This is a genomic window from Chryseobacterium cucumeris (assembly GCF_001593385.1).
In the GTDB taxonomy this organism is placed as follows: Bacteria; Bacteroidota; Bacteroidia; order Flavobacteriales; family Weeksellaceae; genus Chryseobacterium; species Chryseobacterium cucumeris.
Genome location: NZ_LUVZ01000001.1, coordinates 1,226,530 through 1,251,676 on the forward strand (window position 1 = coordinate 1,226,530; position 25,147 = coordinate 1,251,676).

Consider the following 25,147-nt stretch of genomic DNA (forward strand, 5'->3'; position numbering starts at 1 on the left):
AAATAATTATGAAAAAAATACTTATTCCCATTCTCATAGTATCATTAACGGCATGTAACATAGACCGTTCACCGTATGATTCAAAGGAGTCTGATGTTATCCTTGCAGATGCAACCGGACTCAAAACCATAACGCTGGGAAATTATGCATTGCTTAAAGGGGATGCGGATGGCGGTGGTTTTTACAACAACCTATACAGGATCAGTGAATATGGTGGTGATAATATTGATATCAGCGGAACTACCACCGATTCATTTTTTTATTATTATAATTATAAAAGCATTAAAAACAATGCCCGCACCAATACGATCTGGAACTCGGGATACAAAGCTATTATCGGATGTAACAGAGTGATATCAAAGGTTACGGAAGGAAAAGACACAGAAACAGATCAGCTCATAGGCGAAAATTATTTTTTAAGAGCTTATGTATACTTTTCTATGGTCAATGTATTTGGAAGACCCTATAATCAGGGGACAGGTAATCCCGGAGTACCCTTAAAACTATCTGACGATGTCAACGATTTACCTGCCAGAGCCACTGTAGGAGAGATATACAATCAAGTGGTAAACGACCTTCTGAAAGCAGAAAAACTGATGACCCTGGACAAAAACAATATATATGCATCCAAAGAAGCAGCACAGGCTTTACTTTCCAGAGTCTACTTATACATGGAAAATAATGATAAAGCGATTGAATATGCAAATAAAGTCATCAATTCCGGGAAGTATACCCTTCTGTCTAAAGCAGAATTACCTGCTTATGCTACCAAAGCTCCTGAATCCAATACCGAAACTATTTTTGCATTTAAATACAATAAAGATGGAGACTATAGTGATGGCTGGTATACTATAGGCTCAATGTATGCTACCATACAGAATGTGGGCTGGGGTGAAATGTATGCTTCTTCCTCTTATCTTGATCTGATCAATCAGAATCCTCAGGATGCAAGGCTGAAGTTTATTTCTCCCAAATACAGCAGTCCGGCGGTTCCGGTTGCATATTGGGTACAAAAAGGAACCAACTCATCCGGTGCCACCACCTACAGTTATCAATTTCAAAAGACTTTCCAGCAGAATGGAAATACTTACTTCACCATGAATAATATCAATTATCAGGTACAATCTGAGGCAGCACCCAATAAAACAAACTATTATTTTGTTAACGCAAACGGTGGAAAAACTTATATTTACTTAGATAATGATATGGATAAAAGAAACGGATATCCAAAATTTTATGTTTTAAAATGTTCCTTACAGGAGGGAGTTCCGCAACTGTGGTCTCCTGTTGTTATAAGACTGGCAGAAATATACATGAACAGAGCCGAAGCCTATGCGAAAAAAGGAAATACTGCTTCAGCACTCGCAGACATAAACATTATCAGAACAAGAGCAGGAATACCTGTATATAATTCAGTCCCTGCAGGGCAGACTATTCTGGACGTTGTTCTACAGGAAAGAAGGTTGGAAATGGCTTTTGAAGGACATAGAAGATACGATGTCTTCAGAAACAAACTGGATCTCGACAGACAATATCCCGGAACTCATTTAAGTGGAAATAATGCTTTTTATACAGTACCTTATACCCATAACAGAGTGGTAGAATATATTCCCGAGCAGCAGATCCAGATCCAGCCAAATCTGGTGCAGAATCCGGATTAAGAATAATACGGAAATCAACAGCATTCAAAAATTTCAAATCAACAAAAAAGAGGCTGTCCTAAATATGGGCAGCCTCTCTTTATATATTTTGATATCTTAACTTAGAATTTCCATCCAACCGTAAGGAAGAAATTATTTCTGTTGTTTTTCACCTCACTTGCCGCATATGCTTCACTTGCGAAGATATTTTTAGCAGAATAATAAGATGAATCAGAATTACCATCCATATATCCTCTCATAAAAGGATTAGTATACTTAGATGAGATATTCTGATAAGACGCATCTACATAGAATGATTTGAAATCATACCCGATACCAAAAGAAAGGGTATTTCTGTCACTTAGCATCATATTGCTGTACGATTGATCTCCTACAGTACCTGCATCATTAAATCTGCTGATCGTAAGGGCATCAAAAGGAGTTGACTGGTAGGCGTAACCTCCTCTCAATCTGAACTGCTGTACTCTGTACTCAGCTCCCACTCTTACTTCTGAAAGATTCTTGTAGTTTTCTTTGAAGAAATCATTTAATTCTCTTTCTGCACCTCCGTATACTTTATAGTCAGGCTTTGTAAGTCCAAGGGTATAGTCTACGTTCAATGAGAAGTTTTTACTTGCTACAAACGCAGCACTCACCGTTGCTTTAAGAGGTGAAGTGAACTTTCTGTTTTCAGCTCCAATATCGTCTCCATAAACAGGATCATTATAGAAATAATAATTTCTGTCTATTGTCCAGAATGTAGGAGTTTCAAGAGAGGCTCCGACTCTGAAGTTAGGACTCAACTTTCCAATCACCCCTAATGAAGCAGAAAAACCTGAAGATCTTTCTGAGTACGGAGTATCCTGCTTACTGAATGCTTCTGTAGAACCATTGGCAATGTTTCGGTACAACAAAGTATCATACTGATCCAATGAAGCATTGAAAAAGTTGAAACCTGCTCCTAAATATAAATTATGATTATAGTTGGCACCAACTCCAAAACTCATCTTTGACAAGTTACCGTATCTTTCATACATATGCCCCGCTAATGCAGCATCCTTGGTAATATCATCCTTATCAAAAGCATAAACGATCTTATTATTTCCTGGTGACTGGATTACATTGTCCAAAGTCTGATTAGAAAAATTAATACCAATGTTGATAAACTTCCATCCGGTTTCTGTCATCAAAGGAAAAGCAATTACACCTCCTGCATTCCCAAGGTCTCCTCTGGTTTTGCTATAATCTATTGTAGATCCTCCTAAAGTACTTTTGTTTTTATTTCCTAAAATAGATAAAGTTCCTGAAACCTCGCCTGAAATAGCTACTCCTAAACCTGCCGGGTTCGTAAGCAAAGAGTTTGCATCACCACCTAGCGCACCATTAGCTCCAGCCATCGCATTAAACTTAGCTGATCCCACCATAGGAGTACTTGAATAAACCTCTACCGTATTTCTTATGACAGAAACATCCTGAGCCTGTGCATAAAATGCAGCAGAAATACTCATTAATACTAAAGATTTTTTTAACATTATTTTTTAATAGTTTATTAATTTGAAAAATTATCTGAAGCCACCTCTGCCTCCGCCGCCGGATCTCATTCCGCCACCTCCTGAAGAACCGCCTCTAAAGCCTCCTCCTCCGGAGTTGAAGCCACCACTCGATCTGAAACCTCCTGAATCATTAGATCTGAAGCCTCCGTTATTATTGTTATATCTTGGTTGTGGTTGCTGATAATTGTAATTAGGTCTTGTTTGCGGCGCAGAGTTACGGAATCCACCATTAGACTGTGTATTTCTGAAACCTCCGGAATTACCGTTTCTAAAACCTCCGGAATTGCCATCTCTGAAACCGCCATTACTGTTTCTGAAGCCTCCGTTTGAGTTGGTATCTCTGAAACCACCATTATTATTAGTGTTTCTGAAACCTGAATTATTTGTATTCGTTCTGTAAACTGCGTTGGCTACCCCTGTATTCTGGAATCCACCTCCACTGATACCGCTTCTTCTGTAAACAGGTCTGTTGTAGTAGCCACCACCCCAGTAACCACCTCCGTAACCCCAGTAAGGATTTCCGTAGTATCCGCCCCAGAATGGATCATAATATCCGCCATATCCGTATCCCCAGTATGGACTTCCCCATCCGTAAGAGCCTCCCCAGCCCCAGCCGAATGATCCGCCCCAACCCCAGGACATACTAGCACCCCAGCCCCAGCCACGGTTCATACCCCAACCCCAATACGGGCTGTAACCACCATACCATCCCCAAGGAGATCCCCATCCCCATGAGTTGTCATAATAGTTGGTCTGAGAACCTGCATAAAGTCCCCAATCCGAGTCTGTAGCGTTGGAATTCCAATTGGTGTTGGTACCACTCCAGTCATTATATCTGTTTTGTTGCTCTCTGGAATTCGTCTGTGCATTTTGAATTACATTGGAATCCTGATAGTAATCATAGTATTCTCCTACTCTGTTTCCGCTATCATTGATGATAACTCCTTCAGGTAGCGTATCCTTATTGGGGTCGTAATACACCCCGTCTGTCTCGCTATACCCTCCCATCTGAGCACCACAAGACACAAGTAATAATCCGCCCGATATAGCCAATATCCCTTTGGATCTTAGCAGACCAAGCAAATTTTTATGTATATTTCTTTTCATGATAACGTAAAAATTTTTAATTTAAATTATATTTGCAATCTGTACCAAAAATGTACCAAAATACTGGTAAAAAAATCTATCAAAAATAGATTTTTATTTTTAGATAACAATAATGTACAAAAGTTAAAAAAATTTAAAAAAATAATGGCAAAATTAACCTCAAGAAGCGAAGATTACAGCAAATGGTATAATGAGCTGGTTGTAAAAGCTGATTTAGCTGAAAACTCAGGCGTGCGTGGATGTATGGTGATCAAACCGTATGGCTATGCGATCTGGGAAAAAATGCGTGATGAAATGGATAAAAAATTCAAAGAAACAGGTCACGTTAACGCATACTTCCCGCTTTTTGTGCCCAAGAGCTTGTTTGAGGCTGAGGAAAAAAATGCAGAAGGTTTTGCAAAAGAATGTGCTGTTGTTACCCACTACAGGTTAAAAACCGATCCGGACAACCCATCCAAACTGATTGTAGATCCGGATGCAAAACTTGAAGAAGAACTTATTGTTCGTCCTACTTCAGAAGCAATTATCTGGAATACCTATAAAAACTGGATTCAGTCTTACAGAGACTTACCGATACTAATCAACCAATGGGCCAATGTTGTTCGTTGGGAAATGAGAACACGTCTTTTCCTGAGAACAGCAGAATTCTTATGGCAGGAAGGGCACACCGCTCACGCTACAAAAGATGAAGCTATTGAAGAAGCAGAAAAGATGAATAAAGTATATGCAGATTTTGCAGAAAACTTTATGGCTATTCCTGTAATTCAAGGGTTAAAAACGCCTTCTGAAAGATTTGCAGGAGCTGATGAGACTTATTGTATTGAAGCATTAATGCAGGATGGAAAAGCTTTACAGGCTGGAACATCTCACTTCTTAGGTCAGAATTTTGCAAAAGCATTTGACGTAAAATTCACCAACAAAGAAGGGAAAATCGAACATGCATGGGCAACATCATGGGGAACATCTACCCGTCTGATGGGAGCTTTAATTATGACGCACTCTGATGATTTCGGATTGGTATTGCCTCCTACCCTTGCGCCGATTCAGGTGGTGATTGTTCCTATCTTTAAAGGAGAAGAGCAACTGGAACAAATCAGTGAAGTGGCTTTAGATATTCAGGCTAAACTGAGAGCAAAAGGAATTTCTGTGAAGTTTGACAATGATACTCAGAACAAACCAGGATGGAAATTTGCAGAATATGAACTGAAAGGAGTTCCTGTAAGAATCGCTATGGGACCAAGAGACCTTGAAAATAAGTCTGTAGAAATTGCGAGAAGAGATAATCTGACTAAAGAAGTTCGTTCTATTGAAGGAATTGATTCTTATATCGAAGATTTATTGAAAACGATTCAGCAGGATATTTATAATAAAGCATTTGAATTCAGAAAAAATAATATCACGAAAGTGGATACTTATGAAGAATTCAAAAAAGTTCTGGAAGAGAAGGGAGGATTTATTTATGCACACTGGGATGGAACGGCTGAAGAAGAGGAACAAATCAAGGATGAAACGAAGGCTACAATAAGATGTATTCCTTTGGATAATGACGTAGAAGAAGGAATTTCTTTGATTTCAGGAAAACCATCTAAGAGACGTGTATTATTTGCAAAAGCTTATTAAAAATTTTAATGATTTAGAAAAAAATCATTAATTTTTAAAGAAATATTCAAAAAAAAGTGACATTTGGACGGATTTTTGTTTAAATTTATCTCAACATTAATCAAAAAAATTTATTATTATGTCTTTAAATGTCATTGATTTAATTAAAGGACAATTAGGTCCCGCATTGATTTCACAGGCTGCATCGCAGTTTGGAGAAAGTGAATCTGGTATTTCTAAAGCAATTGGCGGATTATTACCTGCTGTAATAGGTGGATTAGCCAATAATGCAGATAAACCTGGCGTTGTGGATGCTATTACACAAGCCTCTTCAAGTGGAATTTTAGGAAATTTATTAGGCGGTTCGTCGAGCAGTCCTATTATTTCAAACTTATTATCTTCCATTTTTGGAGATAAAGTAGGTGCATTAGTTAATTCTATTGCCAGTTTTTCAGGTGTCAGCAATACCTCTGCAGGTTCTTTGTTAAACCTGGTAACTGGAGCTACAGTAGGCACTATTGGAAAATATGCAGCAGACAATAATCTGGGTGCTTCAGGTATTTCCAGCTTACTGCATGATCAGAAAGGCATTATTTCTTCTTTATTGCCTGCAGGTCTTTCTTTGGCTTCCTTTGGATTAGGAGCTGAAAATTGGTTTGGCCAGGCAAAAGAAACGGTTTCTTCAGTAACATCTACTGCTAAAGATAACATCGCTGAAGGTGTAGCTACAGCAAGAGAAAATGTTTCAGAAGGAGCAAGAGAAGTAAGAGAAAGATTTGAAAATAATAACAATAATAATCAAGGCGGAGGTTCAATCTGGAAATGGTTGCTTCCGCTTTTATTATTGATCGCTGCTGCTTATTTCTTATGGAAGCAGTGTGAGAAAAAACAAACCACTACAACCACTACTACAACATCTGATTCTACTACAACCAGCACAACTACGGATACTGCCGCTACAACAGTAACACCTGCTCCTGCAACAGCTAAAACAGATGAAGATATTGATCTTAATGGAGTGATGTTAAAAGGTTACAAAGGAGGAATGGAAGATCAGATGATTACATTCCTGAAATCCGGAAACTACAAAAATGCAGCTGATGATGCAGCATTGAAAGATAAGTGGTACGACTTCGATCACGTCAATTTCAAAATGGGAAGTGCTACTGAACTTGAAGCAGGTTCACAAGGGCAATTGGATAACTTAGTGGCTATCCTTAAAGCTTTCCCTGATGCAAAAATCAAAATTGGAGGTTATACAGACAAAACCGGAAACGAAGCCAACAATGTAAAACTATCAAAAGCCAGAGCTGAATACATCAAGGCTGCTTTAGTAAAAGCAGGAGTTGGTGCTCAGGTTTTAGAAGCTGAAGGCTATGGAAGTAAATTTGCTAAAGTAGATGCAAAAGCTTCTGATGCTGAAAGAGCTGCCGATAGAAAAATGGCTGTAAGATTTGCAAAATAATCTTTAGAGTCAATAAAAATTAGGTCCCGGGAAGCAATTTCCGGGATTTTTTTATGCCATGATTTTTCTGTTTACATTTATTTAATTAAATTTGTTAGTCATTTCTAACATTTATGAATTTCAATATAAAAAACGCTTGGCGAAAAGATAAAACAAACCATTCCTTATCAGAGGTTTATTCATCAATCAAAGTCCCTAAAAATGCAACTTTCTGGAGGAAATATCTTGCATTTGCAGGACCAGGTCTGATGATTGCCGTAGGTTACATGGATCCAGGAAACTGGGCCACAGATATTGCCGGGGGAGCTCAATTCGGTTATACTCTCCTTTCGGTCATCCTTATTTCCAATATCTTTGCAATGGTTTTACAGCACTTATCCGTAAAACTTGGTGTTGTTGCAGAAAGAGATCTTGCTCAGGCCTGTAGAGACCACTTCAATCCTACCACTAATTTTATTCTCTGGGTATTCTGTGAAATAGCCATTGCCGCCTGTGATCTCGCTGAGGTCATCGGTTCAGCCATTGCATTAAACCTGTTATTCCATATCCCGCTGACCTGGGGGATTGTCATTACAACAGTGGACGTTTTAATCATTCTTTTACTTCAGTCCAAAGGTTTCCGATGGATAGAGAGTATTGTAGGAGGGCTTATCTTCATTATTCTAGCCTGTTTTGTATATGAAATCATCATTTCGCAGCCTGCTTTTAATGAGATTCTGGGAGGTTTGGTTCCGCAAAAGGAAATTATTCAGAACCCGGCCATGCTTTATATAGCAATCGGGATTTTAGGAGCTACCGTAATGCCACACAATCTGTATCTGCACAGCAGTATTGTACAGACCAGAGATTATACCCGTGATACCGAAGGAAAAAAAGAAGCCATAAAGTTTGCCACCATAGACAGTACCGTTTCATTAATGCTGGCATTTTTCATCAATGCAGCAATTCTTATTCTGGCTGCTGCTACATTCCATACTACAGGAAACGAGCATGTGGCGGATATTCATGATGCCTATAAAATGTTAACCCCTATTCTGGGAGCTTCTATGGCCAGTATTGCATTTGCCATTGCTTTATTAGCATCCGGGCAAAATTCAACATTAACTGGAACTCTTGCCGGACAGATCGTCATGGAAGGCTTCCTGAATATCAGATTAAAACCATGGCTGAGACGATTGATCACCAGACTTATTGCTGTAATTCCGGCACTTATTGTTGCCATTCTTTACGGAGAACAGGGAACAACTGAATTATTGGTTTTAAGCCAGGTAATTCTTTCCATGCAGCTTAGTTTTGCAGTTGTTCCATTGGTGATGTTTACCAATGACAAGGCTAAAATGGGAGATTTTGTCAATAAACCATTCCTGAAAGTCTGTGTATGGATAATTTCCATCATTATCATTGTTCTAAATCTGTACCTTTTGTACCAGACGTTTACGGGAGAATAGAAAATATAACTATAGTTTTAAAATTGACTATTGGACATTCTTTGGTGAATAGTCAATGGTCAATTTTTGCTTCGCAAAGTCAATTATTAATCCTACCCTACAACAAATTCACAAGCGAAGCGGATTGACATCTTCACCATTGATTAGTGAATGGTTAATGGTCAATTTTTGCTTTGCAAAGTCAATTATTAAACCTATACTACTCAAAATTCACAAGCGAAGCGCATTGACATCTTCACGATTCACCACTACTCCCTTTTTCTGCCTTAATGTCCAGATTTTAGATTTGGCAGGCTCTTTGTCAAACAATCAGTAAATAAATATTGAATTATGGAAAACCAGGATATTAACGAAGAAAGCATCAATAATCAGGAAGAAAACAATGTTCAGAATGACGCAACGTCTCAGGACAATGTGACAGTTACTCCTTCTCCAGAGGAACTTTTGGCAGAAGAGAAAGACCGTTACATCAGATTGTATGCTGAATTCGAAAACTATAAAAAAAGAACAAGCAAAGAGAAGATCGAATTCTTCCAGTATGCCAACCAGGAAATGATGGTTTCAATGTTAGGAGTTTTGGATGATTTTGAAAGAGCTTTAAAAGAAATCGCTAAAAATGGAAATCCGGCTGACCTGCAAGGTGTGGAACTTATCTATCAGAAATTCAAGAACAAACTTACCGAAAAAGGACTAAAAACAATGGAAGTAAAGGCTGGTGACAGCTTTAATGTTGATTTCCATGAAGCGATTACTCAGATCCCTGCTCCATCGGAAGATTTGAAAGGAAAAATCGTAGACGTTATTGAAACAGGATATACTTTAAATGATAAAGTGATCCGTTTTGCAAAAGTAGTAACAGGAAATTAAAATTCATAAATGATAAATGGTGAGTGATAATTGATGAATGTTTCACTTATTAGCTTTACAATATCTTTTATCATTTATCAACAATCAATTATAAAGTTGTCATGTCAAAAAGAGATTATTACGAGGTTCTTGAGATCAGCAAATCTGCATCGGCCGACGAAATAAAGAAAGCATACCGTAAAATGGCCATCAAATTTCACCCGGATAAAAATCCGGGAGATAAAGAGGCTGAAGAAAAATTTAAAGAAGCTGCTGAAGCTTACGAAGTTCTGAGCGACGATCAGAAACGTGCAAGATACGACCAGTTCGGACATGCCGGAATGGGTGGAAATGGTGGTTTCGGAGGCGGAGGCTTCGGAGGCGGAATGAACATGGAAGATATTTTCAGCCAGTTTGGAGATATTTTCGGTGGTGGTTTCGGAGGATTCGGTGGTGGCGGTGGAGGCCGTCAGCAGGTGAAGGGTTCTAATTTAAGAATCAGAATCAAGCTGAACCTTGAGGAAATGGTAAATGGTACTCAGAAAACCATCAAAGTAAAGAAAATGAAGATGGCGGAAGGTGCCACTTCAAAAACATGTCCTACCTGTAACGGTTCCGGTGTTCAGTTAAAAGTAATGAATACCATGTTTGGTCAAATGCAGACTCAAACTACATGTAGTACTTGTCAGGGAATTGGAAAAGTTGCTGACAAAATTCCTGCAGGAGCCAATGCACAGGGACTTATCAAAGATGAAGAGGAAATCGCAATCAACATTCCGGCAGGAGCAAGAGACGGTATCCAGCTTAATGTAAGAGGAAAAGGTAATGATGCTCCATTTGGAGGTGTTCCGGGAGATCTTTTAGTGATCATTGAAGAGGAAGTAGATCAAACGATCAAGAGAGAAGGTGATAATCTTCACCAGGAATTATATGTTTCATTTGCTGAAGCTGCTTTAGGAACGAAGAAAGAAATTCCTACCGTAGGCGGAAAAGTAAAAATTACCGTTGATCCGGGAACTCAATCCGGAAAAATCTTGAGATTAGCCGGAAAAGGGCTTCCAAGTATCGACAGTTATGGTAAAGGAGACATGTTCATCCACATCAATGTCTGGACTCCACAGAAGCTTACCAAGGACCAGAAAGAATTCTTTGAAAAGCAGATGTCCAGCGGAGAAATGGTTGCAGAACCATCCGGAAAGGAAAAAACTTTTTTTGATAAAGTAAAAGATTTATTCAATTAATATAGAAAAAGAGACTTTTTACAGGTCTCTTTTTTGTTTAACGTTCAAAGTTTTATATTCAAAGTTTAAATCTAATCATAAAAAATCCTGCACTCTCTCGAGTACAGGATTTTTTGGTTATTTAATTCTAATTCTGTTTTATTTTTTTGTTGCCAGGGAATAGATTCCTTTTCCTAAAGTGAAGACAGCAACCGCTGCCAATCCGCCAGCAACTCCAAGTGTAAGCTCTTTCAAAACATCCGGCCAGGTTGGTAATATGCCATGGAAAAATTCGATCCTATGCAGAAAAATTCCACCAGCAACCATTATTAAAGCAATTGTTCCTACGACTCCTAATATTTTAATAACAATAGGTAAAGCCTTCACTAATAGATGTCCAAGTCCTCCGAAAAAGCCTTTATCCTTACTTTTCTTTATTAATTTAAACCCAGCATCATCCATTCTTACGATCAAAGCTACAATTCCATACACTCCAACAGTAGCAATGAATGCAACCAGGCTCGTTACTAAAATCTGCGTAATGAAAGGATGACTTTCTTCCAATACGGTTCCTAAAGCAATAATAACGATCTCGATGGATAAAATAAAATCAGTTGTAATTGCCGATTTTACTTTCTCTTTTTCAATTTCTTCAGAACTTTTTTCGTCTTCTTCAATTTCCTCTATAACTTCATGCCCCTTTTTGTCACGGTGAAAAAGAAATTCTATAACTTTTTCAACGCCTTCAAAGGCCAGATAGAATCCTCCAAGGATCAATACATAATTAATAGCCGGAGCATATAACCAATTAAGTAAAAAAACGATAGGAAGAATAATCAGTTTATTGATAAATGATCCTTTGGTAATTGCCCATAAAACGGGAATTTCCCTTGAGGAAAGAAAGCCAGTGGCTTTTTCTGCATTTACAGCCAGATCGTCTCCTAAAATCCCTGCTGTCTTTTGGGTAGCAACCTTACTGGTAACCGCTACATCATCCATCAATGCTGCAATATCATCCAAAATTGCAAAAAAGCCTGATGCCATATTTTAATAATTTTTTAATCTTTGTTAAGTTCAGCAAAAATAATTATTTAATTCCGTTTTTGGATTCATAATCTAACAATTATTTTGAAAATTATATGAACCTTTCAACAATCCTTCACTTTCAATATTTTATATCTTTGTTTAAAATCTATTGGATGAATAAAAACTGGGAAAATCAATTACAAAGTATATGGCTAAAACTTGGAACCATAAACAGTGAAGAGTTTATTGAGCAAATGAAAGATCATGTAGAATTACTTACAGAAAAGGATTCCCAGGCTATTGCTGATTTTGAAAGAGCCTGTGCTTTTGATTCCACCGGGCACGAAAAGGAAGCAGAACCTTTGTACAGATCAGCATTAGAAAAAGGATTAACTGGTTTACGAAGAAGAAGAGCAAGAATTCAGCTCGCAAGCACCTTAAGAAATAATGGAAAAATAGAAGAAAGTATCCATATTTTAAGGGAGGAAAAAGCCCACTATTCTGATGAACTGGATGATGCGGTAGATTCTTTTTTAGCACTGTCCCTTTCTTCAGCAGAAGAATACAAAGAAGCACTGTCTTTAATATTGAAAGCTCTTTCCAAACATTTGCCCAGGTACAATAATTCTTTGAGCCGCTACGCTGAAAACCTATAATTTTAACCGTTTTTTAAATCTGATCCCTATGCAACGTCAATTTCATATTTTAGCTTTAGGATGTATGTGTTGTTTGTTCAGTGCATTCTACTCTACTCTGAAAGCTCAGACGGAAAATCATCTCAACACTATTAATCACGAAAGCAAGAAAGAAGAAATAGACCACATTATAAAAGCATTTGCAGCAATTAATAAATTTAATGGAACTGCTTTGATCCATTATCAGAATAAAAACATTATTGAAAGATCATACGGCTGGCAGGATGCAGAAAAAAAGATCCCCAATCAGGACAAAAGTGTGTATCAGATTGCTTCTTTAACCAAATCTTTCACAGCTCTGGTCATTGTAAAGCTAAGCGAGGAAGGAAAACTTTCTTTTAAAGATCCTGTCTCAAAGTTTATTCCCGATTATCCAAGAGGAAATGAAATTACGATCGAACATCTCCTTACCCACACTTCCGGAATTTATGAAGTATTGCGAAATAAAGAGTATTTCAATCTTCTTCACACCGGAAAATCTATACCAAAAGATAAAGAACTTTCTTTTTTTAAAAATGAACCATTGGATTTTAAACCCGGAACTCAGTTTTCTTATACCAATTCAGGGTATATCATATTGGGACTTATCATTGAAAAGATAACAGGACTTTCTTATGAAGATGCTGTAAGAAAATTCATCCTAAATCCTCTGAAGATGGCTCACACCGGTTTTAACTACCTTGCACTGAAAAGCCCGTACAAAACCGTTCCTTATTCTTATATTTCAAACACAAAACAGGAAAAAACACAAGTCTGGAATTCTACACTAACCGGTCCTGCAGGACAAATCTACAGTACCGTTGAAGATCTGTACAATTACTATATTGGATTGAGAGATTATAAAATTGTTTCCAAAGAGGCATTTAAAAAAGCAACCACTCCTTTTTTGAGCGGCTACGGTTATGGTTGGTTTATTGATGATCTTTACGGAAAAAAACTCATTAATCACGGCGGAAATATAGAGGGTTCCACAAGTTATTTTGCGATGCTTCCGGAGGATGATCTCTGCATTATCCTTCTGAACAATATCACAAGTAAAAAACTGGAGAAAGCAGGTAATACTATTTTAGCGGCTCTTTTACATCAGCCTTACACTATTCCACAACCAAAGAAAGAAGTAACACTAAGTGCTGATATTCTTAAAAAATACGTGGGAGATTACCAACTTTCAGATGATAGCATTATCCATATTCTCTACGAAAACGGGCAGCTTTTTATGCAGAACAATAAAGATCCTAAGGTCAGAATTTCAGCTGAAAAAGAAGATGCGCTTTTCCTTCAGGATGATGACACTGAGATTTCTTTCATTTTCAAAGAAGGTGAAAAAGGAGTTATTACCATCAAAAAAGGACTGTCATCAAAAACAGCGGAAAGGCTTTAATTAAACCTTGTTTGCTTCATAATTAATAGAATTTTTCGTAAATTTAAGTAATGAAAAAACTCGTTCTCCGGTATCATTTTTTCGTCATGGGATGCGTTGGTTTCCTTCTGCAGTCATGTAATACTAAATTCAGAGTTTGGGTAGGTCCCGGCGGACAACAGAAGATTTACAATCTGAAATATGGGGAACATAAAAGACAGAAAATGGATGTTTTTCTTCCCAAAGATTATTCTGAAAATTCTCCTGTTGTACTTATCGTTCATGGTGGTGCCTGGACTTTGGGTAAAAAAGAGCATATGATCCAGGTTCAGAAAATGCTTTTTCAAAACAACATTCCGAGTATCAATATGAATTACAGGTTTGTTTCTACCAAAGAAAAGATCACTTATAAACAACAGCTTGAAGATATTGGGCTTGCCATTGAAAAATTCAACTCTTTAGCAGAAAAAGCAGAGCTTCAACCCAACAATTACATTCTTCTGGGAGAAAGTGCCGGTGGCCATCTAGCCTTACTTTATGGTTACCAGCATCCTGAACAAATAAAAAAAATAATCTCCTTAAGCGGACCAACAGATTTTTACAGCTCTGAATATCTTAAATCTTTTTATTCAAAATATACCTCTCCTACTTTTCAAAAGGTAGTAGGGACTAAGTTTGACCGGAAAAACGTTTCTGAAGCTTTTAAGGAAGCCAGCCCTATTGCTAATATTACAGATGTTCCGACCATGTTATTTCAGGGAAATAATGATGTACTGGTAAATCAACACCAGGGAATTGCGATGGACTCTGCGCTTACCAAGATGAACGTTCCACACAAATTTATTTTTATGAAAGGAGCCGGGCATGCACCCAGATTTTTCAGTAAAAGAAAAAGAGACAGCATTATCTATCCTAATATTCTGGAATGGATTAAAAAGTAAAGGTGTCTAAGAGAATTTTTTTGATTATTAAACGCAAAGGATAATAATTACAACACATCATTGTAAAAAAGCAAAGAAGTCGTGACTTTGTCACTGATGAAGCTCACGAATATATATCCATACGCTTAGAAAGAATCAATTTCATTGATTCCTACCTTTGCTCTCTCAAAATAATACTCAATACAAATTAATCTTTGCGTTTAAAAAATTTATTGATAAGCAATAAAAAAGCCATCTCATAATTGAGACGGCTCTGTATTTTTTGATTGAATTCTTTATCTATTCAAAGTCCTGATCTTCATATTTTTTTGAAAGGTCTTCTTTTTTTCCGAAAACAAACTTGAAGATGACCGGAAGTGTCGTTACCAATACAATGACGATAATGATATATTCCAGTTTCTGTTTTAGATTGATTCCAAACTGGTCCATGAAAAGTTTATCCAGATAATGCCCTGCAAAGATCAAAATGAATGACCATAATACAGCTCCAATAATATTATCTCTTAAAAACTCTTTTTTATCCATTTTTACAATACCTGCCACAATGGGTGTAAAAGTTCTTACAACCGGTAAGAATCTTGCCATAATAACAGCTAATGCACCATGTTTTTCAAAGAAATCGTGGGCCTGATAAAGGTATTTCTTCTTAAAAAGCATTGAATCCGGTCTTTTATATAAAGCAGGACCTGCTTTTCTCCCGAAATAATATCCAACTTCATTTCCAATAACAGCAGCAAGAGCTACACCAGAAGCTAATATTGTAGTATCTAGGAAATCGCTCCCTGTAGAGCCAAAAGTCTCTTTGATGATTTCAACAGCATAAATTCCCGAAACGAACAGTAGTGAATCTCCAGGTAGAAAAAATCCTACAAAAAGACCTGTTTCAGCAAAAACAATAAACAAAATCAGCCAAAACCCTCCCATTTTTATATAAAACTCCGGGTTTAATAAATCCTTCCAGCTATTGAAATCTTCCATAAATATCGATGAACAACAAAAGTAAGTCTAAAATGTCTGAAACAAAAATTAATTATAAGATTTTAACTAAAATTCAAACATGATTTTTATAAGTCCAGATCATCATCGGAAACAGCCGTTCCATCGGCCATTAAGAATGCTTTCAGGAATGGGGTAATATTTCCGTTCATTACGGCATCCACATCTGAAGTTTCATGACCGGAACGTACATCTTTTACCAGTTTGTATGGATGCATGACGTAGTTTCTGATCTGGCTTCCCCACTCAATCTTCATTTTATTGGCTTCAATCTCATTTCTGGCTTTCATACGCTCTTCCAGTTCCATTTCGTAAAGTCTTGAACGAAGGAGCTGCATGGCCTTTTCTTTATTCTGAAGCTGAGAACGGGATTCTGAGTTTTCAATGATAATTCCTGTAGGAGCGTGGCGAAGACGTACAGCCGTTTCCACCTTGTTTACGTTCTGTCCTCCGGCTCCGGAAGCTCTCATGGTTTCAAAGCTGATATCGGCAGGATTGATGTTGATTTCAATGGTATCATCCACCAAAGGATAAACATATACCGAAACAAAACTGGTATGGCGTTTCGCATTACTGTCAAAAGGAGAAATCCTTACCAAACGGTGTACTCCGTTTTCACCTCTTAAATATCCAAAAGCAAATTCGCCTTCAATTTCAAGGGTAACAGTCTTCACACCTGCTACATCTCCTTCCTGGAAGTTAAGTTCACGGATTTTATAGCCTTGTTTTTCTGCCCACATGGTATACATTCTCATCAGCATAGCTGCCCAGTCACAACTTTCTGTTCCTCCTGCTCCTGCTGTAATCTGAAGTACTGCAGAAAGTTCGTCCCCTTCATTGGAAAGCATATTTTTGAATTCCAGGTCTTCAATTTTTTCTACCAATTGCGGGAAAGTCTCATCCAGTTCTTTTTCAGAATCCGGATCTTCTTTAGCAAAATCAGCCAAAACTTGTAAATCTTCAAACTGTGTCTGAATTTCGTCATAACTTTCTACCCATTTTTTCTTGGAACGAAGCTGTTTTAGAAATGCTTCAGCAGTTTTTGGATTATCCCAAAATTCGGGTGCCGCAGTTTTTTCATCATCATTGGCTATTTCAATCTTCTTTTTTTCAATCTGAAGGTATCTGTGTAAGTCTTCAATTCTGGATTGAACTTCTTTTATCTGGTCGTTGTTAATCACGAATGTTTCTTTTTTGCAAAAATAAGGAATTCTTTTAGAGTGGAGAGGTGCGGGGTTAAAGTTCGGGCTTAAAGTTTTGGGGTAAAGTTTTGAATCCGAGGTTCGGGTTCCGGGACGTAGAGTTCAGGTTTGAATTTATGGAATGTAAATTATCCTTTATATTTATATTTTAAAACAGGTTTAAAATGGATATCAATGATTGGATCAATGAGCGTAATGGAAATTTTGCTCAGTTAAAGAAGCTTATTATTTCAATGAATTTAATGCCCGGTCTTTCTAAAAACAGTTTTAATCACTTAACAGAAAAACTTCTTCAACAGCTGGAAAAAGGGGCTGATCAGGAAAAGCTGGAAACTATTATAGAAACCGAGTTGGGTGTCACTTACGGTCTTTACAGGTCTGAGTTTAGTGCCGAAGATGTAGCTAGAGATATTTTAAAGTGGTGGGAAAACAGCTAAATCACTCTTTGATAATTTCAGCTTCAAAGCTTCTTCTAAGATATTCTTTTGCTTGTTTACTTTCCGATTTGAACCCTGCCATAGTTAAAGTGTAGACAAACAAGAGCATACCCAGAGGAAGAAAAAGTTCTACTGATATTTCTTTTTCCCTTATAGTTTTTATAGAGACACCTATGAAGAAAATCAGGGCAAATGAGCACCAGACTATTAAGAAAAAGAAGACAAAAGCATGTAATGACATGGTCACCTGTATTTGGGTTCCATTATTTTCATTTTGAATTTTACCGTTGATCTGAGGAAGAAAAGAGTTTCTGTATTGTATCACTCTGCTTATTTCAAAGCTATTATTATAGATAGATCCTTCATATTCTTTGATATAATTTTTCCCCAAACCAAATTTTTTAGGTTCTACAAAACCAGAGAGTCTTGTTAAAACTTCCTTTTCAGACAAATTTGTTTTGTAAGTAATACGTTCAAAGGGTAAGTATTTCATGTTTCCCAACGTTGTAATTATATCATTTCTGCCATCATTTCACCTATCTTCGGGGCCAGGGCCACTCCCATTCCTGAAAGTCTTACCGCGCAAAACTGTCTTTCTGAAAACTGTTTTACAATGGGCGATTTTTCTTCACCCATAGCCATGATTCCTGACCAGCGGAGGGCAATTTTAAAATCTTTATGAGGAAGTATGACTTCTTTTAAAAAGTTTTCTAAATGATTCTGCAGAAATTCTGTCGTTTCAAAAGCCGTTGTTTCTTCTGTCTTAAAATCCTGATTTCTTCCGCCACCCAGCAATATCCGGTTTCCTATATTTCTGAAATAATAATAGCCTTCATCATAATGAAAAGTACCTTTAAGTTTTAAACCGTCTACTGGTTCTGTCAGGAGAACCTGTCCGCGGGCAGGAATGATATTCTCTTTTTCCAGAAATTTTGAAGTGAATGCATTGGTACAATAAATAAGCTGGTCGGCGATTACAGAAAGATCTGTTGAAAGCTGCACCTCAACTTTGTCCGTTTCTTCAATATTTTGAACTTCCGTTCCAAATAAAAACTCAATTTTCAGTTCGTGGCATTTCTCCAGTAGTTTCTGTACTAACTTTCCGGAGTGAAGACCTCCTTCACAAGGATTTTCAATCAGGAATTCAGATTTTCCAAGTCCGAATTCCTTTATTTTGTTCTGTTTTAAAGTATAAGTCTGATCCAGTCCGGTTATTGTTTTCAGTTTTTTATTTACAGCATCAATCTGGGTTAAAGGCTCTTCAGTGTTTACAATTTCATAACCTCCATTCAGTTCAAAATCAATTTCATCATGTTTAAAATAATGCTGGATTTTCTGAAGTCCGTTAAATCTCATTGTAACAAGCTCCAGTGTTTTTTCCCAGCCCATTTTCTCAGAATCGGCAATCACTTCGGTAAGACTTCCAAAGCAGGCAAACCCGGCATTTCTTGTGGAAGCACCCAATGGAATAGTATTCCGTTCAATAATAAGAACAGATTTTTCAGGATACTTCTCCTTTATGGATATAGCTGTCCAAAGCCCGGAAAACCCCGCACCAATAATGATGATATCTCTTTTTCTGTAGAATGTATCCAATTCCCAAATACTGTTCATAAATAATGAGTAATTAGGTAATGAGTAATTTTTATAAAACCTTAAACAGTTTATCCTTTATCTCCTTCTTCATTATGCTGGAATCCGATTGCTCTTTGTGGCTCTTCGACAACTCTGTAGGTTTCCAGTTCATTTTTCAGAGCCTGAATCCTAAATCTGAAGTCATCAAAATTATTGATAATGGCATCCGCAAGAAATCTAGCTACCTGATCAAGATATTCTTCGGTAAGTTTTGACCCGGCATCCCTCAGCGCACTCTCCAAAAGTTTCTGATCAATTTTTAGCTTTTCGTTTCTGGTTCTCTGATAAAGATTTTTAATTCTTTTCTTTAAACTTTGGGTAAAGTCTATCAGCATAGTGTTACTGAAGGCTTTCATCTTTGAAGAGATTTCATGCCAGAAAGGAACCTTATCAGCTTTGTTATTTTTAAGTATTTTGTAGAGTAAAGAATCTTCTTCCAATCCTCTGGTCATGGCATAAAGAATGATTTCCGAGCGCTCAGAAGCATTGGGAGGAAAAATAGGAATCAACACATCAAATCTTCCGGGCGCCAGAATTTCCTCATCAATTTCAGCCACAGAATTAGCTGAACCTACCATTAAAACACCTTCTTTTTCAAATTTTCCAATGTAGTGAAGAATCAGCTCCTGAGCCTCAAGATTGCAGGAAGCAATGTCTGTTTCCGCCCTTCTCTGCATCATAATTTCATCGAAATCATCCATAAAAAGAAGCATTTTGTTTTCCTTCATCATACTCACCAGGAAATCACTGAAATTGATCTCATTTCCATCAATCAGCGAAGTTCCCAAATAGTGTTTTTTAACTTCTTTAAACTGATATCCGATGATTTCAGCAATTTTATTGGCCCAGAATATCTTACCGCTTCCCGGAGGTCCGTACAGAATAATCCCTGCAGGTTTGTTGATGCCCCAGTCTTTGATCTGCTGTGGATTCAGGAAGGGTTCCAGAACAGTGGATGTATAAAAGAAAAGGTCTCTGTACCCTATAAAATCTCTTTGCTGAAGGCTGGTTTTATGCCCAAAATAATCGTAGACAAACTGATAATTCCCTCCAAGTTTGTTATCAATTCCATAGCTTGATATGGAGGATTTGAAAAAACCATTATCGAAAATATTGAGATTATTGTCTTTAATCACCTTTTCCACCTTATCTTTTGGCTGCTTAATGACTTCGGCAATCTGCTCCAACGTTTTATTTTTATCAAGATCTTTTTCATATAACCTCAAAAAATCTACATTCTCACGGGCAAATTTTTCAAAATCTTCTTTTACGTCAAAATTTGTACTGACACAGTCTACCAGTTCAAGATCAAAATCCTGGATAAACTGTTTTATGGCTTCTTCAGATACATTTAATTCTTCTGCCAGTTCAATTAGCTTCATAACTGTTGATTAATTCTATCAAATTTAATGTATTTGTCCATAAATTAATATTGATTTATGATAATTCTGTAACATTCTCTAATTTATATAGACTACTACTATGTAAAACAAATTACATGGAAAAGATTTTATCAGTAAAAAATTTGACGAAAAAATTCAAAAGAGTTGTGGTGAACAATATTTCTTTTGATGTCGAAAGAGGAAATGTTTATGGCCTTTTGGGTCCGAACGGAAGCGGAAAGTCCACTACTTTCGGGATGCTGCTTTCAACCATCAATCCCACCAGCGGAGACTGGTTCTGGTTTGGAAAAAAAGGAACTGATCCTGACACCTTAAAAAAGATCGGAGCAATTATCGAACAGCCTAACTTTTATCCTTATTTAAGCGCAGAAACCAACCTTAAGATTGTCGCTGAAATTAAGCACGCACCCTATTCAAGGATTGACGAAGTGCTGAAGACCGTTAATCTGTATGAAAGGAGAAAAGATACTTTCAAAACTTTTTCTTTGGGAATGAAACAGCGTCTTGCCATAGCTTCAGCGATGCTCAACAATCCTGAAGTGATGATATTGGATGAACCTACCAATGGACTGGATCCTGAAGGAATCATTCAGATCAGAGAAATCATCAGCAATATTGCCAAACAGGGAATCACCATTATCATTGCAAGCCATCTTCTGGATGAAATTGAGAAAATCTGCAGCCACGTGATTGTATTAAAAGAAGGAAATTCCATCTACTGTGGAAGAGTGGATGAAATGACTTCCAATAATGGATATTTTGAACTGAAAGCTGATAATAACACATTGCTGTTAAATGCTTTGAATGAACTTCAATGGTTCTCTTCCATTCATCAGGAAGGTGATCTTATCAAAGCCCAGATCCGTGATGATGCTTCTGTTTCAGCTTCGGCAATGAATCAGAAACTGGCAGAGAAAGGAATCTATCTTTCCCACTTGACCAAGAAAAAACTGTCTCTTGAATCTCAATTCCTTGAACTTGTAAAAAACACTAATTAATCATGATCAAATTATTAAAACTGGAATACTACAAAAACCTGAACTATCAACCGTTTAAGGTTTTCACTATACTCTATTTCGCCATTCTTATTGCGCTGCTTTTCATAGGATTGGTTGACTTTGATATTTTTGGAGGAACCATTAACTTAAAAGAACAGGGGATTTACAATTTCCCGGAAATCTGGAATTTCACCACATGGATTGTTGCCTTACTGAAAATTTTCCTGGGACTGATCATTGTTTTCTCTATTTCACAGGAATTCAGTAACCGGATGTTCAAGCAGAATACCATTGATGGATTGAGCAGAAAGGAATTCATCACTTCAAAATTACTGACAATAAGTATTTTCACTATTGTTTCAACAGCCATTGTATTGGGTATTACTTTGTTTCTGGGATATCAATATTCGAAGACAACGGAATCTACAAAGGTTTTTGCTGAGATGTTCTTTATTGGAAATTACCTGGTAAAACTATTTACGTTCTTCTGTTTCTTAATGTTCCTTTCTATTTTACTGAGGAAATCTGTGTTTGTATTTCTTGCTCTCTTTATTTTCTGGATTGGTGAGGGAATTTTAAAGGCTCTTGAAGTCTATTCAAAAGTAAAAGGAATGCAGGGGCCCCAAAGAAATGAGGTTCTTCAGAATGATTTTTTCATCTCGCATCTTTTACCGCTGGAAAGTATGTCTAACCTTATTCCCAATCCGATGATCAGATTGGATATGGCAAAAATGATGGGATTAAAATATGAATTCCACTACCCTACAGAAAGCCTTATCGCCTGTCTGGTATGGTGTGCTATTTTTATATTCGGTTCGTACTGGATTCTGAGAAAAAGAGATTGGTAGATGGTAATATCTGGAATTTAAAGATTTAAAAATTACAATATTTAAAGATTATTTTTTAAGTGGTTCGTTTTCGGATCACTTTTTTTTTGGCTTAAAATTTTCATTCGGTACTATCAAAAACCAGCCATGAAAAAAATATACTACTTTCCAGGATTGATCAGCGCCTTGCTGATTCCTGTTTTGTTTTGGTATTATGGAAGCCAAAAGTCTGAAGATATTAACGTTTCTGTGATAGATATTGGACTTCCTGCCAAAGAAAGAGAAGGGAGTAAAAATACATTTGAAAGTTTTGAAACTTATAGAAACTGGGATTACAAAAAAATAAAAATAGTCCCCGGTACTGCCAAAGAAAATTCAAAATCATATGTTTCTGAACTGAAAAAGCTTCAGGAAAGAAATGAGAAAGAGTCTGGTATTGAGTTTATTTTAGATCAAAATAATAGCTATGGTGATTTTGTCTCTGTTTTGAATGATCTGGCAATTGCCAAACAGGAACAATATGCCGTTGACCTGGAGAAAACAGGACATATTTTTGCGGTTTATAGCTATATTGATCCTAAGGTGCAATATCCTGAATATGAATGTTTACTTTGTAATGATACTATAGATTGGGGGCCAGCAGAAACTATGAATGCTTTTGAATCTACCCGCTATGGGCAGATCTTTAACCTGTTTACAACCGCTTCCAAAGAAGCTTCCTACATTATTTTCGGGTTTCTTATATTTCTGAATATGTCCATGTTCAGCATTAAAGAAAGATTTCAATTGCACTATTAATTCAAAATAAAAAGGCTGCCAAATGGCAGCCTTCCTTTCACATTACTTTTTATCTAACAACGGAAGATATTTTCCGTATCCTTTTGTTTCCATTTCAGCTTTCGGAATAAACTTCAGAGAAGCACTGTTGATACAGTAACGAAGTCCTCCTTTATCCTGCGGCCCGTCTGTGAAAACGTGTCCCAAGTGGGCATCTCCCGTTTTACTTCTTACTTCTACTCTATCCATACCATGGGAACGGTCCAGCTTTTCATCAATCAAACCTTTGGTAATCGGTTTGGAGAAACTTGGCCATCCGCATCCGGATTCAAATTTATCGGTAGAAACAAACAAAGGTTCTCCTGTGGTAATATCTACATAAATTCCTTCACGGGTTTCGTTCCAGTATTCATTCTGGAAAGGTCTTTCTGTGCCGTTTTCCTGGGTAACATTATATTGTTCTGCTGTCAGTTTTTCTTTTAAAACTTTTTTATCCTGCTTTTGATAAGCCGGTTTTGGAAGCGGGTTGGCTTTTTTAGCCATTTCAAAAAGTCCCGGTTCAATATGGCAGTAACCGCCTGGATTTTTATCCAGATAATCCTGATGATAGTCTTCCGCTCTGTAGAAATTTTTCAATGGAATAGTTTCTACGACTACGGGTTTATTATAATTCTTTGCCAGCTTCTGAACTTCATCTTTTACCACCGCTTCATCCGTTTTATCAGTGAAATAAATTCCTGTTCTGTACTGGTTTCCTCTGTCATTTCCCTGCTGATCCTTGCTTGTAGGATCAATGGTTTTAAAATACAGATCAATCAATAGTTTCAGATCTACCTGTTCAGGATCATATTTTACTTTTACGGTTTCTGCGAAACCTGTTGTATGGCTTACGACTTCTTCATAAGTAGGATTTTTGGTATTACCGTTGGCATAACCAACTTCTGTTCCTACAACACCACGAATTTGTTGAAAAAAATGTTCTGTTCCCCAGAAACATCCACCTGCAAAATAAATCTCTCTAACGTTTTTGTTATCCATAATTTTCTCATTTTCTTTTTTTACTTCCACTACATCAGGCCTGTTCTTTTTGAAGAGCCCGGATCCCGCAGCAAAGACTGCTATACCCAGAATGATTCCGAGTACAATTAATATATTTTTCATTTTTACCTTTTTATTCATTACTTATTATTTTGAACGATCATGAATCCAAATCCTAAAAGCATAAGGTCTTTTAAAATAAAGAAATCCGTCACAGGAACTCCGTCCACTATTTTCCATATTCCCGGTGTTGTAAACAAATAGCTTAATGTCACCAGAAAGGTTACGATCATTCCTATCCCTGCATACTTTTTCAATACAGCAAATTTCGCACTAAATATCAGGAGTAAGGCAATGATAATTTCTATCGCTCCGATAAGATTTGACACTGTCTGGACGCTTATAATTTTATATACGAAAAAAGTTAAGAAATGGTTTTCTACCAAAGGTTTTATTGCAGCTGCTTCTGTGGGAGTGAATTTGAAGATACCAATCCACAGTAAAATAAGTGCTGCTCCGAAAAGCGAAATATAATACCCGATTCGGGTTAATTGATTTTTAGATTCCTGTACTGTTCCGACCATATTTTTAAGATTTTAAATGAATACTTTATTGTTTTCAAAAGTATAGTCGGTGCTATTTTAAAATCCTGACAGAAATTATCCTAGAAATTTAATTTATCGATCATTTTATTTTTAAAGTCCTGAATTTCAGAATCATTAATTTCAGTTTCTTTTTCAGAAAAAGTCTTTTTAAAAGCTTTATCCAGAAGAGCCAGCTTTTCATTGTACATCCTGCACCATTTACAGATCATCAGGTGCATACTGAGCATCCTGTTTTCTCTGGCAGAAATAGATTGGGCATTCCTTTTTTCCATCAGTAAAGTAGCTTCACTGCACGGTAAAAATAATATATGTAGTATTCTTCGTATCAT

The 25,147-nt window shown here is 37.0% G+C and carries 24 protein-coding genes; 13 read left to right on the forward strand and 11 right to left on the reverse strand.

Annotated elements, in window-relative coordinates:
* The first annotated feature begins 8 nt into the window (after window positions 1-8).
* On the forward strand, window positions 9-1,661 hold the full coding sequence (locus tag A1704_RS05430; protein ID WP_062671190.1) for a RagB/SusD family nutrient uptake outer membrane protein: 1,653 nt from the start codon (window positions 9-11) through the stop codon (window positions 1,659-1,661).
* A gap of 101 nt (window positions 1,662-1,762) precedes the next feature.
* Here the strand turns inward: A1704_RS05430 and A1704_RS05435 are convergent, their stop codons facing one another.
* The gene (locus A1704_RS05435; RefSeq protein WP_238590577.1) at window positions 1,763-3,148 is read right to left on the reverse strand and encodes an OmpP1/FadL family transporter; all 1,386 of its coding nucleotides are present in this window, start codon (window positions 3,146-3,148) and stop codon (window positions 1,763-1,765) included.
* A gap of 54 nt (window positions 3,149-3,202) precedes the next feature.
* Window positions 3,203-4,300: a prolyl-tRNA synthetase gene (locus tag A1704_RS05440; RefSeq protein WP_065119518.1), complete on the reverse strand. Its 1,098-nt coding sequence runs from the start codon at window positions 4,298-4,300 to the stop codon at window positions 3,203-3,205.
* Window positions 4,301-4,444: 144 nt separating this feature from the next.
* Here A1704_RS05440 and proS point away from each other — a divergent pair, with 144 nt between their 5' ends.
* The 5 genes from proS (at window position 4,445) to dnaJ (ending at window position 10,899) form a co-directional block, all read left to right on the forward strand.
* Window positions 4,445-5,920 carry a proline--tRNA ligase gene (gene proS, locus A1704_RS05445; RefSeq protein WP_062671604.1) on the forward strand — a complete coding sequence of 492 codons (1,476 nt, stop codon included), beginning with the start codon at window positions 4,445-4,447 and terminating at the stop codon, window positions 5,918-5,920.
* Between the two features lie 118 nt (window positions 5,921-6,038).
* Window positions 6,039-7,364, forward strand: a complete 1,326-nt coding sequence (locus A1704_RS05450) for an OmpA family protein (protein WP_062671195.1) — start codon at window positions 6,039-6,041, stop codon at window positions 7,362-7,364.
* Between the two features lie 113 nt (window positions 7,365-7,477).
* A complete protein-coding gene (locus A1704_RS05455; RefSeq protein WP_062671196.1) occupies window positions 7,478-8,812 on the forward strand; it encodes an Nramp family divalent metal transporter in 1,335 nt (444 codons plus the stop codon).
* A 327-nt stretch (window positions 8,813-9,139) separates the two neighbouring features.
* Window positions 9,140-9,679 (forward strand): nucleotide exchange factor GrpE, encoded by a 540-nt coding sequence (locus A1704_RS05460; RefSeq protein ID WP_394360850.1) that lies wholly within the window; start codon window positions 9,140-9,142, stop codon window positions 9,677-9,679.
* Between the two features lie 101 nt (window positions 9,680-9,780).
* The gene (gene dnaJ / locus A1704_RS05465) at window positions 9,781-10,899 is read left to right on the forward strand and encodes a molecular chaperone DnaJ (protein WP_062671200.1); all 1,119 of its coding nucleotides are present in this window, start codon (window positions 9,781-9,783) and stop codon (window positions 10,897-10,899) included.
* 138 nt (window positions 10,900-11,037) lie between these two features.
* Here the strand turns inward: dnaJ and A1704_RS05470 are convergent, their stop codons facing one another.
* Entirely contained in the window at window positions 11,038-11,922 is an 885-nt protein-coding gene (locus tag A1704_RS05470; RefSeq protein WP_062671202.1) for a DUF808 family protein, read from the reverse strand.
* A gap of 155 nt (window positions 11,923-12,077) precedes the next feature.
* Here A1704_RS05470 and A1704_RS05475 point away from each other — a divergent pair, with 155 nt between their 5' ends.
* From A1704_RS05475 to A1704_RS05485, 3 genes are read left to right on the forward strand one after another with little or no spacing between them, the layout of a single operon-like run.
* Complete coding sequence (locus A1704_RS05475; RefSeq protein WP_062671204.1) at window positions 12,078-12,560, forward strand: tetratricopeptide repeat protein; 483 nt, start codon at window positions 12,078-12,080, stop codon at window positions 12,558-12,560.
* A 28-nt stretch (window positions 12,561-12,588) separates the two neighbouring features.
* Window positions 12,589-13,980 (forward strand): serine hydrolase, encoded by a 1,392-nt coding sequence (locus A1704_RS05480; RefSeq protein ID WP_082798711.1) that lies wholly within the window; start codon window positions 12,589-12,591, stop codon window positions 13,978-13,980.
* Between the two features lie 50 nt (window positions 13,981-14,030).
* Window positions 14,031-14,900 (forward strand): alpha/beta hydrolase, encoded by an 870-nt coding sequence (locus A1704_RS05485; protein WP_062671208.1) that lies wholly within the window; start codon window positions 14,031-14,033, stop codon window positions 14,898-14,900.
* Window positions 14,901-15,179: 279 nt separating this feature from the next.
* Here A1704_RS05485 and A1704_RS05490 read toward each other — a convergent pair whose 3' ends face one another.
* Together A1704_RS05490 and prfB are read right to left on the reverse strand one after the other, a co-directional pair.
* Window positions 15,180-15,878, reverse strand: coding sequence for a DedA family protein (locus tag A1704_RS05490; RefSeq protein WP_062671210.1), 699 nt, complete (start codon window positions 15,876-15,878; stop codon window positions 15,180-15,182).
* A gap of 86 nt (window positions 15,879-15,964) precedes the next feature.
* Window positions 15,965-17,077 (reverse strand): peptide chain release factor 2, encoded by a 1,113-nt coding sequence (prfB, locus tag A1704_RS05495; protein ID WP_062671212.1) that lies wholly within the window; start codon window positions 17,075-17,077, stop codon window positions 15,965-15,967.
* Between the two features lie 185 nt (window positions 17,078-17,262).
* Here prfB and A1704_RS05500 point away from each other — a divergent pair, with 185 nt between their 5' ends.
* Window positions 17,263-17,535, forward strand: a complete 273-nt coding sequence (locus A1704_RS05500; protein ID WP_062671214.1) for a hypothetical protein — start codon at window positions 17,263-17,265, stop codon at window positions 17,533-17,535.
* 1 nt (window position 17,536) lies between these two features.
* Here the strand turns inward: A1704_RS05500 and A1704_RS05505 are convergent, their stop codons facing one another.
* From A1704_RS05505 to A1704_RS05515, 3 genes are read right to left on the reverse strand one after another with little or no spacing between them, the layout of a single operon-like run.
* Window positions 17,537-18,028, reverse strand: coding sequence for a hypothetical protein (locus tag A1704_RS05505; protein ID WP_131797474.1), 492 nt, complete (start codon window positions 18,026-18,028; stop codon window positions 17,537-17,539).
* Window positions 18,029-18,045: 17 nt separating this feature from the next.
* Window positions 18,046-19,149: an NAD(P)/FAD-dependent oxidoreductase gene (locus A1704_RS05510; protein ID WP_062671218.1), complete on the reverse strand. Its 1,104-nt coding sequence runs from the start codon at window positions 19,147-19,149 to the stop codon at window positions 18,046-18,048.
* Window positions 19,150-19,199: 50 nt separating this feature from the next.
* Entirely contained in the window at window positions 19,200-20,552 is a 1,353-nt protein-coding gene (locus A1704_RS05515) for an AAA family ATPase (RefSeq protein ID WP_062671220.1), read from the reverse strand.
* A 116-nt stretch (window positions 20,553-20,668) separates the two neighbouring features.
* Here A1704_RS05515 and A1704_RS05520 point away from each other — a divergent pair, with 116 nt between their 5' ends.
* The 3 genes from A1704_RS05520 to A1704_RS05530 all read left to right on the forward strand — a co-directional run bounded on the left by A1704_RS05520 (window position 20,669) and on the right by A1704_RS05530 (window position 23,196).
* Complete coding sequence (locus A1704_RS05520) at window positions 20,669-21,571, forward strand: ABC transporter ATP-binding protein (protein WP_062671223.1); 903 nt, start codon at window positions 20,669-20,671, stop codon at window positions 21,569-21,571.
* Between the two features lie 2 nt (window positions 21,572-21,573).
* Window positions 21,574-22,419: an ABC transporter permease gene (locus tag A1704_RS05525; RefSeq protein WP_062671226.1), complete on the forward strand. Its 846-nt coding sequence runs from the start codon at window positions 21,574-21,576 to the stop codon at window positions 22,417-22,419.
* A gap of 126 nt (window positions 22,420-22,545) precedes the next feature.
* Window positions 22,546-23,196 (forward strand): hypothetical protein, encoded by a 651-nt coding sequence (locus A1704_RS05530; protein WP_062671227.1) that lies wholly within the window; start codon window positions 22,546-22,548, stop codon window positions 23,194-23,196.
* Window positions 23,197-23,238: 42 nt separating this feature from the next.
* Here the strand turns inward: A1704_RS05530 and msrB are convergent, their stop codons facing one another.
* The 3 genes from msrB to A1704_RS05545 all read right to left on the reverse strand — a co-directional run bounded on the left by msrB (window position 23,239) and on the right by A1704_RS05545 (window position 25,147).
* Window positions 23,239-24,336: a peptide-methionine (R)-S-oxide reductase MsrB gene (gene msrB / locus A1704_RS05535; protein WP_062671612.1), complete on the reverse strand. Its 1,098-nt coding sequence runs from the start codon at window positions 24,334-24,336 to the stop codon at window positions 23,239-23,241.
* A gap of 17 nt (window positions 24,337-24,353) precedes the next feature.
* Complete coding sequence (locus tag A1704_RS05540; protein ID WP_062671229.1) at window positions 24,354-24,797, reverse strand: DUF417 family protein; 444 nt, start codon at window positions 24,795-24,797, stop codon at window positions 24,354-24,356.
* 80 nt (window positions 24,798-24,877) lie between these two features.
* Window positions 24,878-25,147 carry a hypothetical protein gene (locus A1704_RS05545; RefSeq protein ID WP_062671232.1) on the reverse strand — a complete coding sequence of 90 codons (270 nt, stop codon included), beginning with the start codon at window positions 25,145-25,147 and terminating at the stop codon, window positions 24,878-24,880.

Bases quoted from the DNA above. Each gene is read 5' to 3' on its own strand.
- A1704_RS05490 (WP_062671210.1), bottom strand. From the start codon at position 15,878: ATGGAAGATTTCAATAGCTGGAAGGATTTATTAAACCCGGAGTTTTAT.
- A1704_RS05440 (WP_065119518.1), bottom strand. From the start codon at position 4,300: ATGAAAAGAAATATACATAAAAATTTGCTTGGTCTGCTAAGATCCAAA.
- A1704_RS05540 (WP_062671229.1), bottom strand. From the start codon at position 24,797: ATGGTCGGAACAGTACAGGAATCTAAAAATCAATTAACCCGAATCGGG.
- A1704_RS05435 (WP_238590577.1), bottom strand. From the start codon at position 3,148: ATGAGTATTTCTGCTGCATTTTATGCACAGGCTCAGGATGTTTCTGTC.
- A1704_RS05510 (WP_062671218.1), bottom strand. From the start codon at position 19,149: ATGAACAGTATTTGGGAATTGGATACATTCTACAGAAAAAGAGATATC.
- A1704_RS05450 (WP_062671195.1), top strand. From the start codon at position 6,039: ATGTCTTTAAATGTCATTGATTTAATTAAAGGACAATTAGGTCCCGCA.
- A1704_RS05430 (WP_062671190.1), top strand. From the start codon at position 9: ATGAAAAAAATACTTATTCCCATTCTCATAGTATCATTAACGGCATGT.
- A1704_RS05545 (WP_062671232.1), bottom strand. From the start codon at position 25,147: ATGATACGAAGAATACTACATATATTATTTTTACCGTGCAGTGAAGCT.
- A1704_RS05500 (WP_062671214.1), top strand. From the start codon at position 17,263: ATGGATATCAATGATTGGATCAATGAGCGTAATGGAAATTTTGCTCAG.
- proS (WP_062671604.1), top strand. From the start codon at position 4,445: ATGGCAAAATTAACCTCAAGAAGCGAAGATTACAGCAAATGGTATAAT.
- A1704_RS05485 (WP_062671208.1), top strand. From the start codon at position 14,031: ATGAAAAAACTCGTTCTCCGGTATCATTTTTTCGTCATGGGATGCGTT.
- A1704_RS05475 (WP_062671204.1), top strand. From the start codon at position 12,078: ATGAATAAAAACTGGGAAAATCAATTACAAAGTATATGGCTAAAACTT.
- dnaJ (WP_062671200.1), top strand. From the start codon at position 9,781: ATGTCAAAAAGAGATTATTACGAGGTTCTTGAGATCAGCAAATCTGCA.
- A1704_RS05480 (WP_082798711.1), top strand. From the start codon at position 12,589: ATGCAACGTCAATTTCATATTTTAGCTTTAGGATGTATGTGTTGTTTG.
- A1704_RS05455 (WP_062671196.1), top strand. From the start codon at position 7,478: ATGAATTTCAATATAAAAAACGCTTGGCGAAAAGATAAAACAAACCAT.
- A1704_RS05470 (WP_062671202.1), bottom strand. From the start codon at position 11,922: ATGGCATCAGGCTTTTTTGCAATTTTGGATGATATTGCAGCATTGATG.
- msrB (WP_062671612.1), bottom strand. From the start codon at position 24,336: ATGAAAAATATATTAATTGTACTCGGAATCATTCTGGGTATAGCAGTC.
- A1704_RS05520 (WP_062671223.1), top strand. From the start codon at position 20,669: ATGGAAAAGATTTTATCAGTAAAAAATTTGACGAAAAAATTCAAAAGA.
- A1704_RS05505 (WP_131797474.1), bottom strand. From the start codon at position 18,028: ATGAAATACTTACCCTTTGAACGTATTACTTACAAAACAAATTTGTCT.
- A1704_RS05515 (WP_062671220.1), bottom strand. From the start codon at position 20,552: ATGAAGCTAATTGAACTGGCAGAAGAATTAAATGTATCTGAAGAAGCC.
- A1704_RS05525 (WP_062671226.1), top strand. From the start codon at position 21,574: ATGATCAAATTATTAAAACTGGAATACTACAAAAACCTGAACTATCAA.
- A1704_RS05530 (WP_062671227.1), top strand. From the start codon at position 22,546: ATGAAAAAAATATACTACTTTCCAGGATTGATCAGCGCCTTGCTGATT.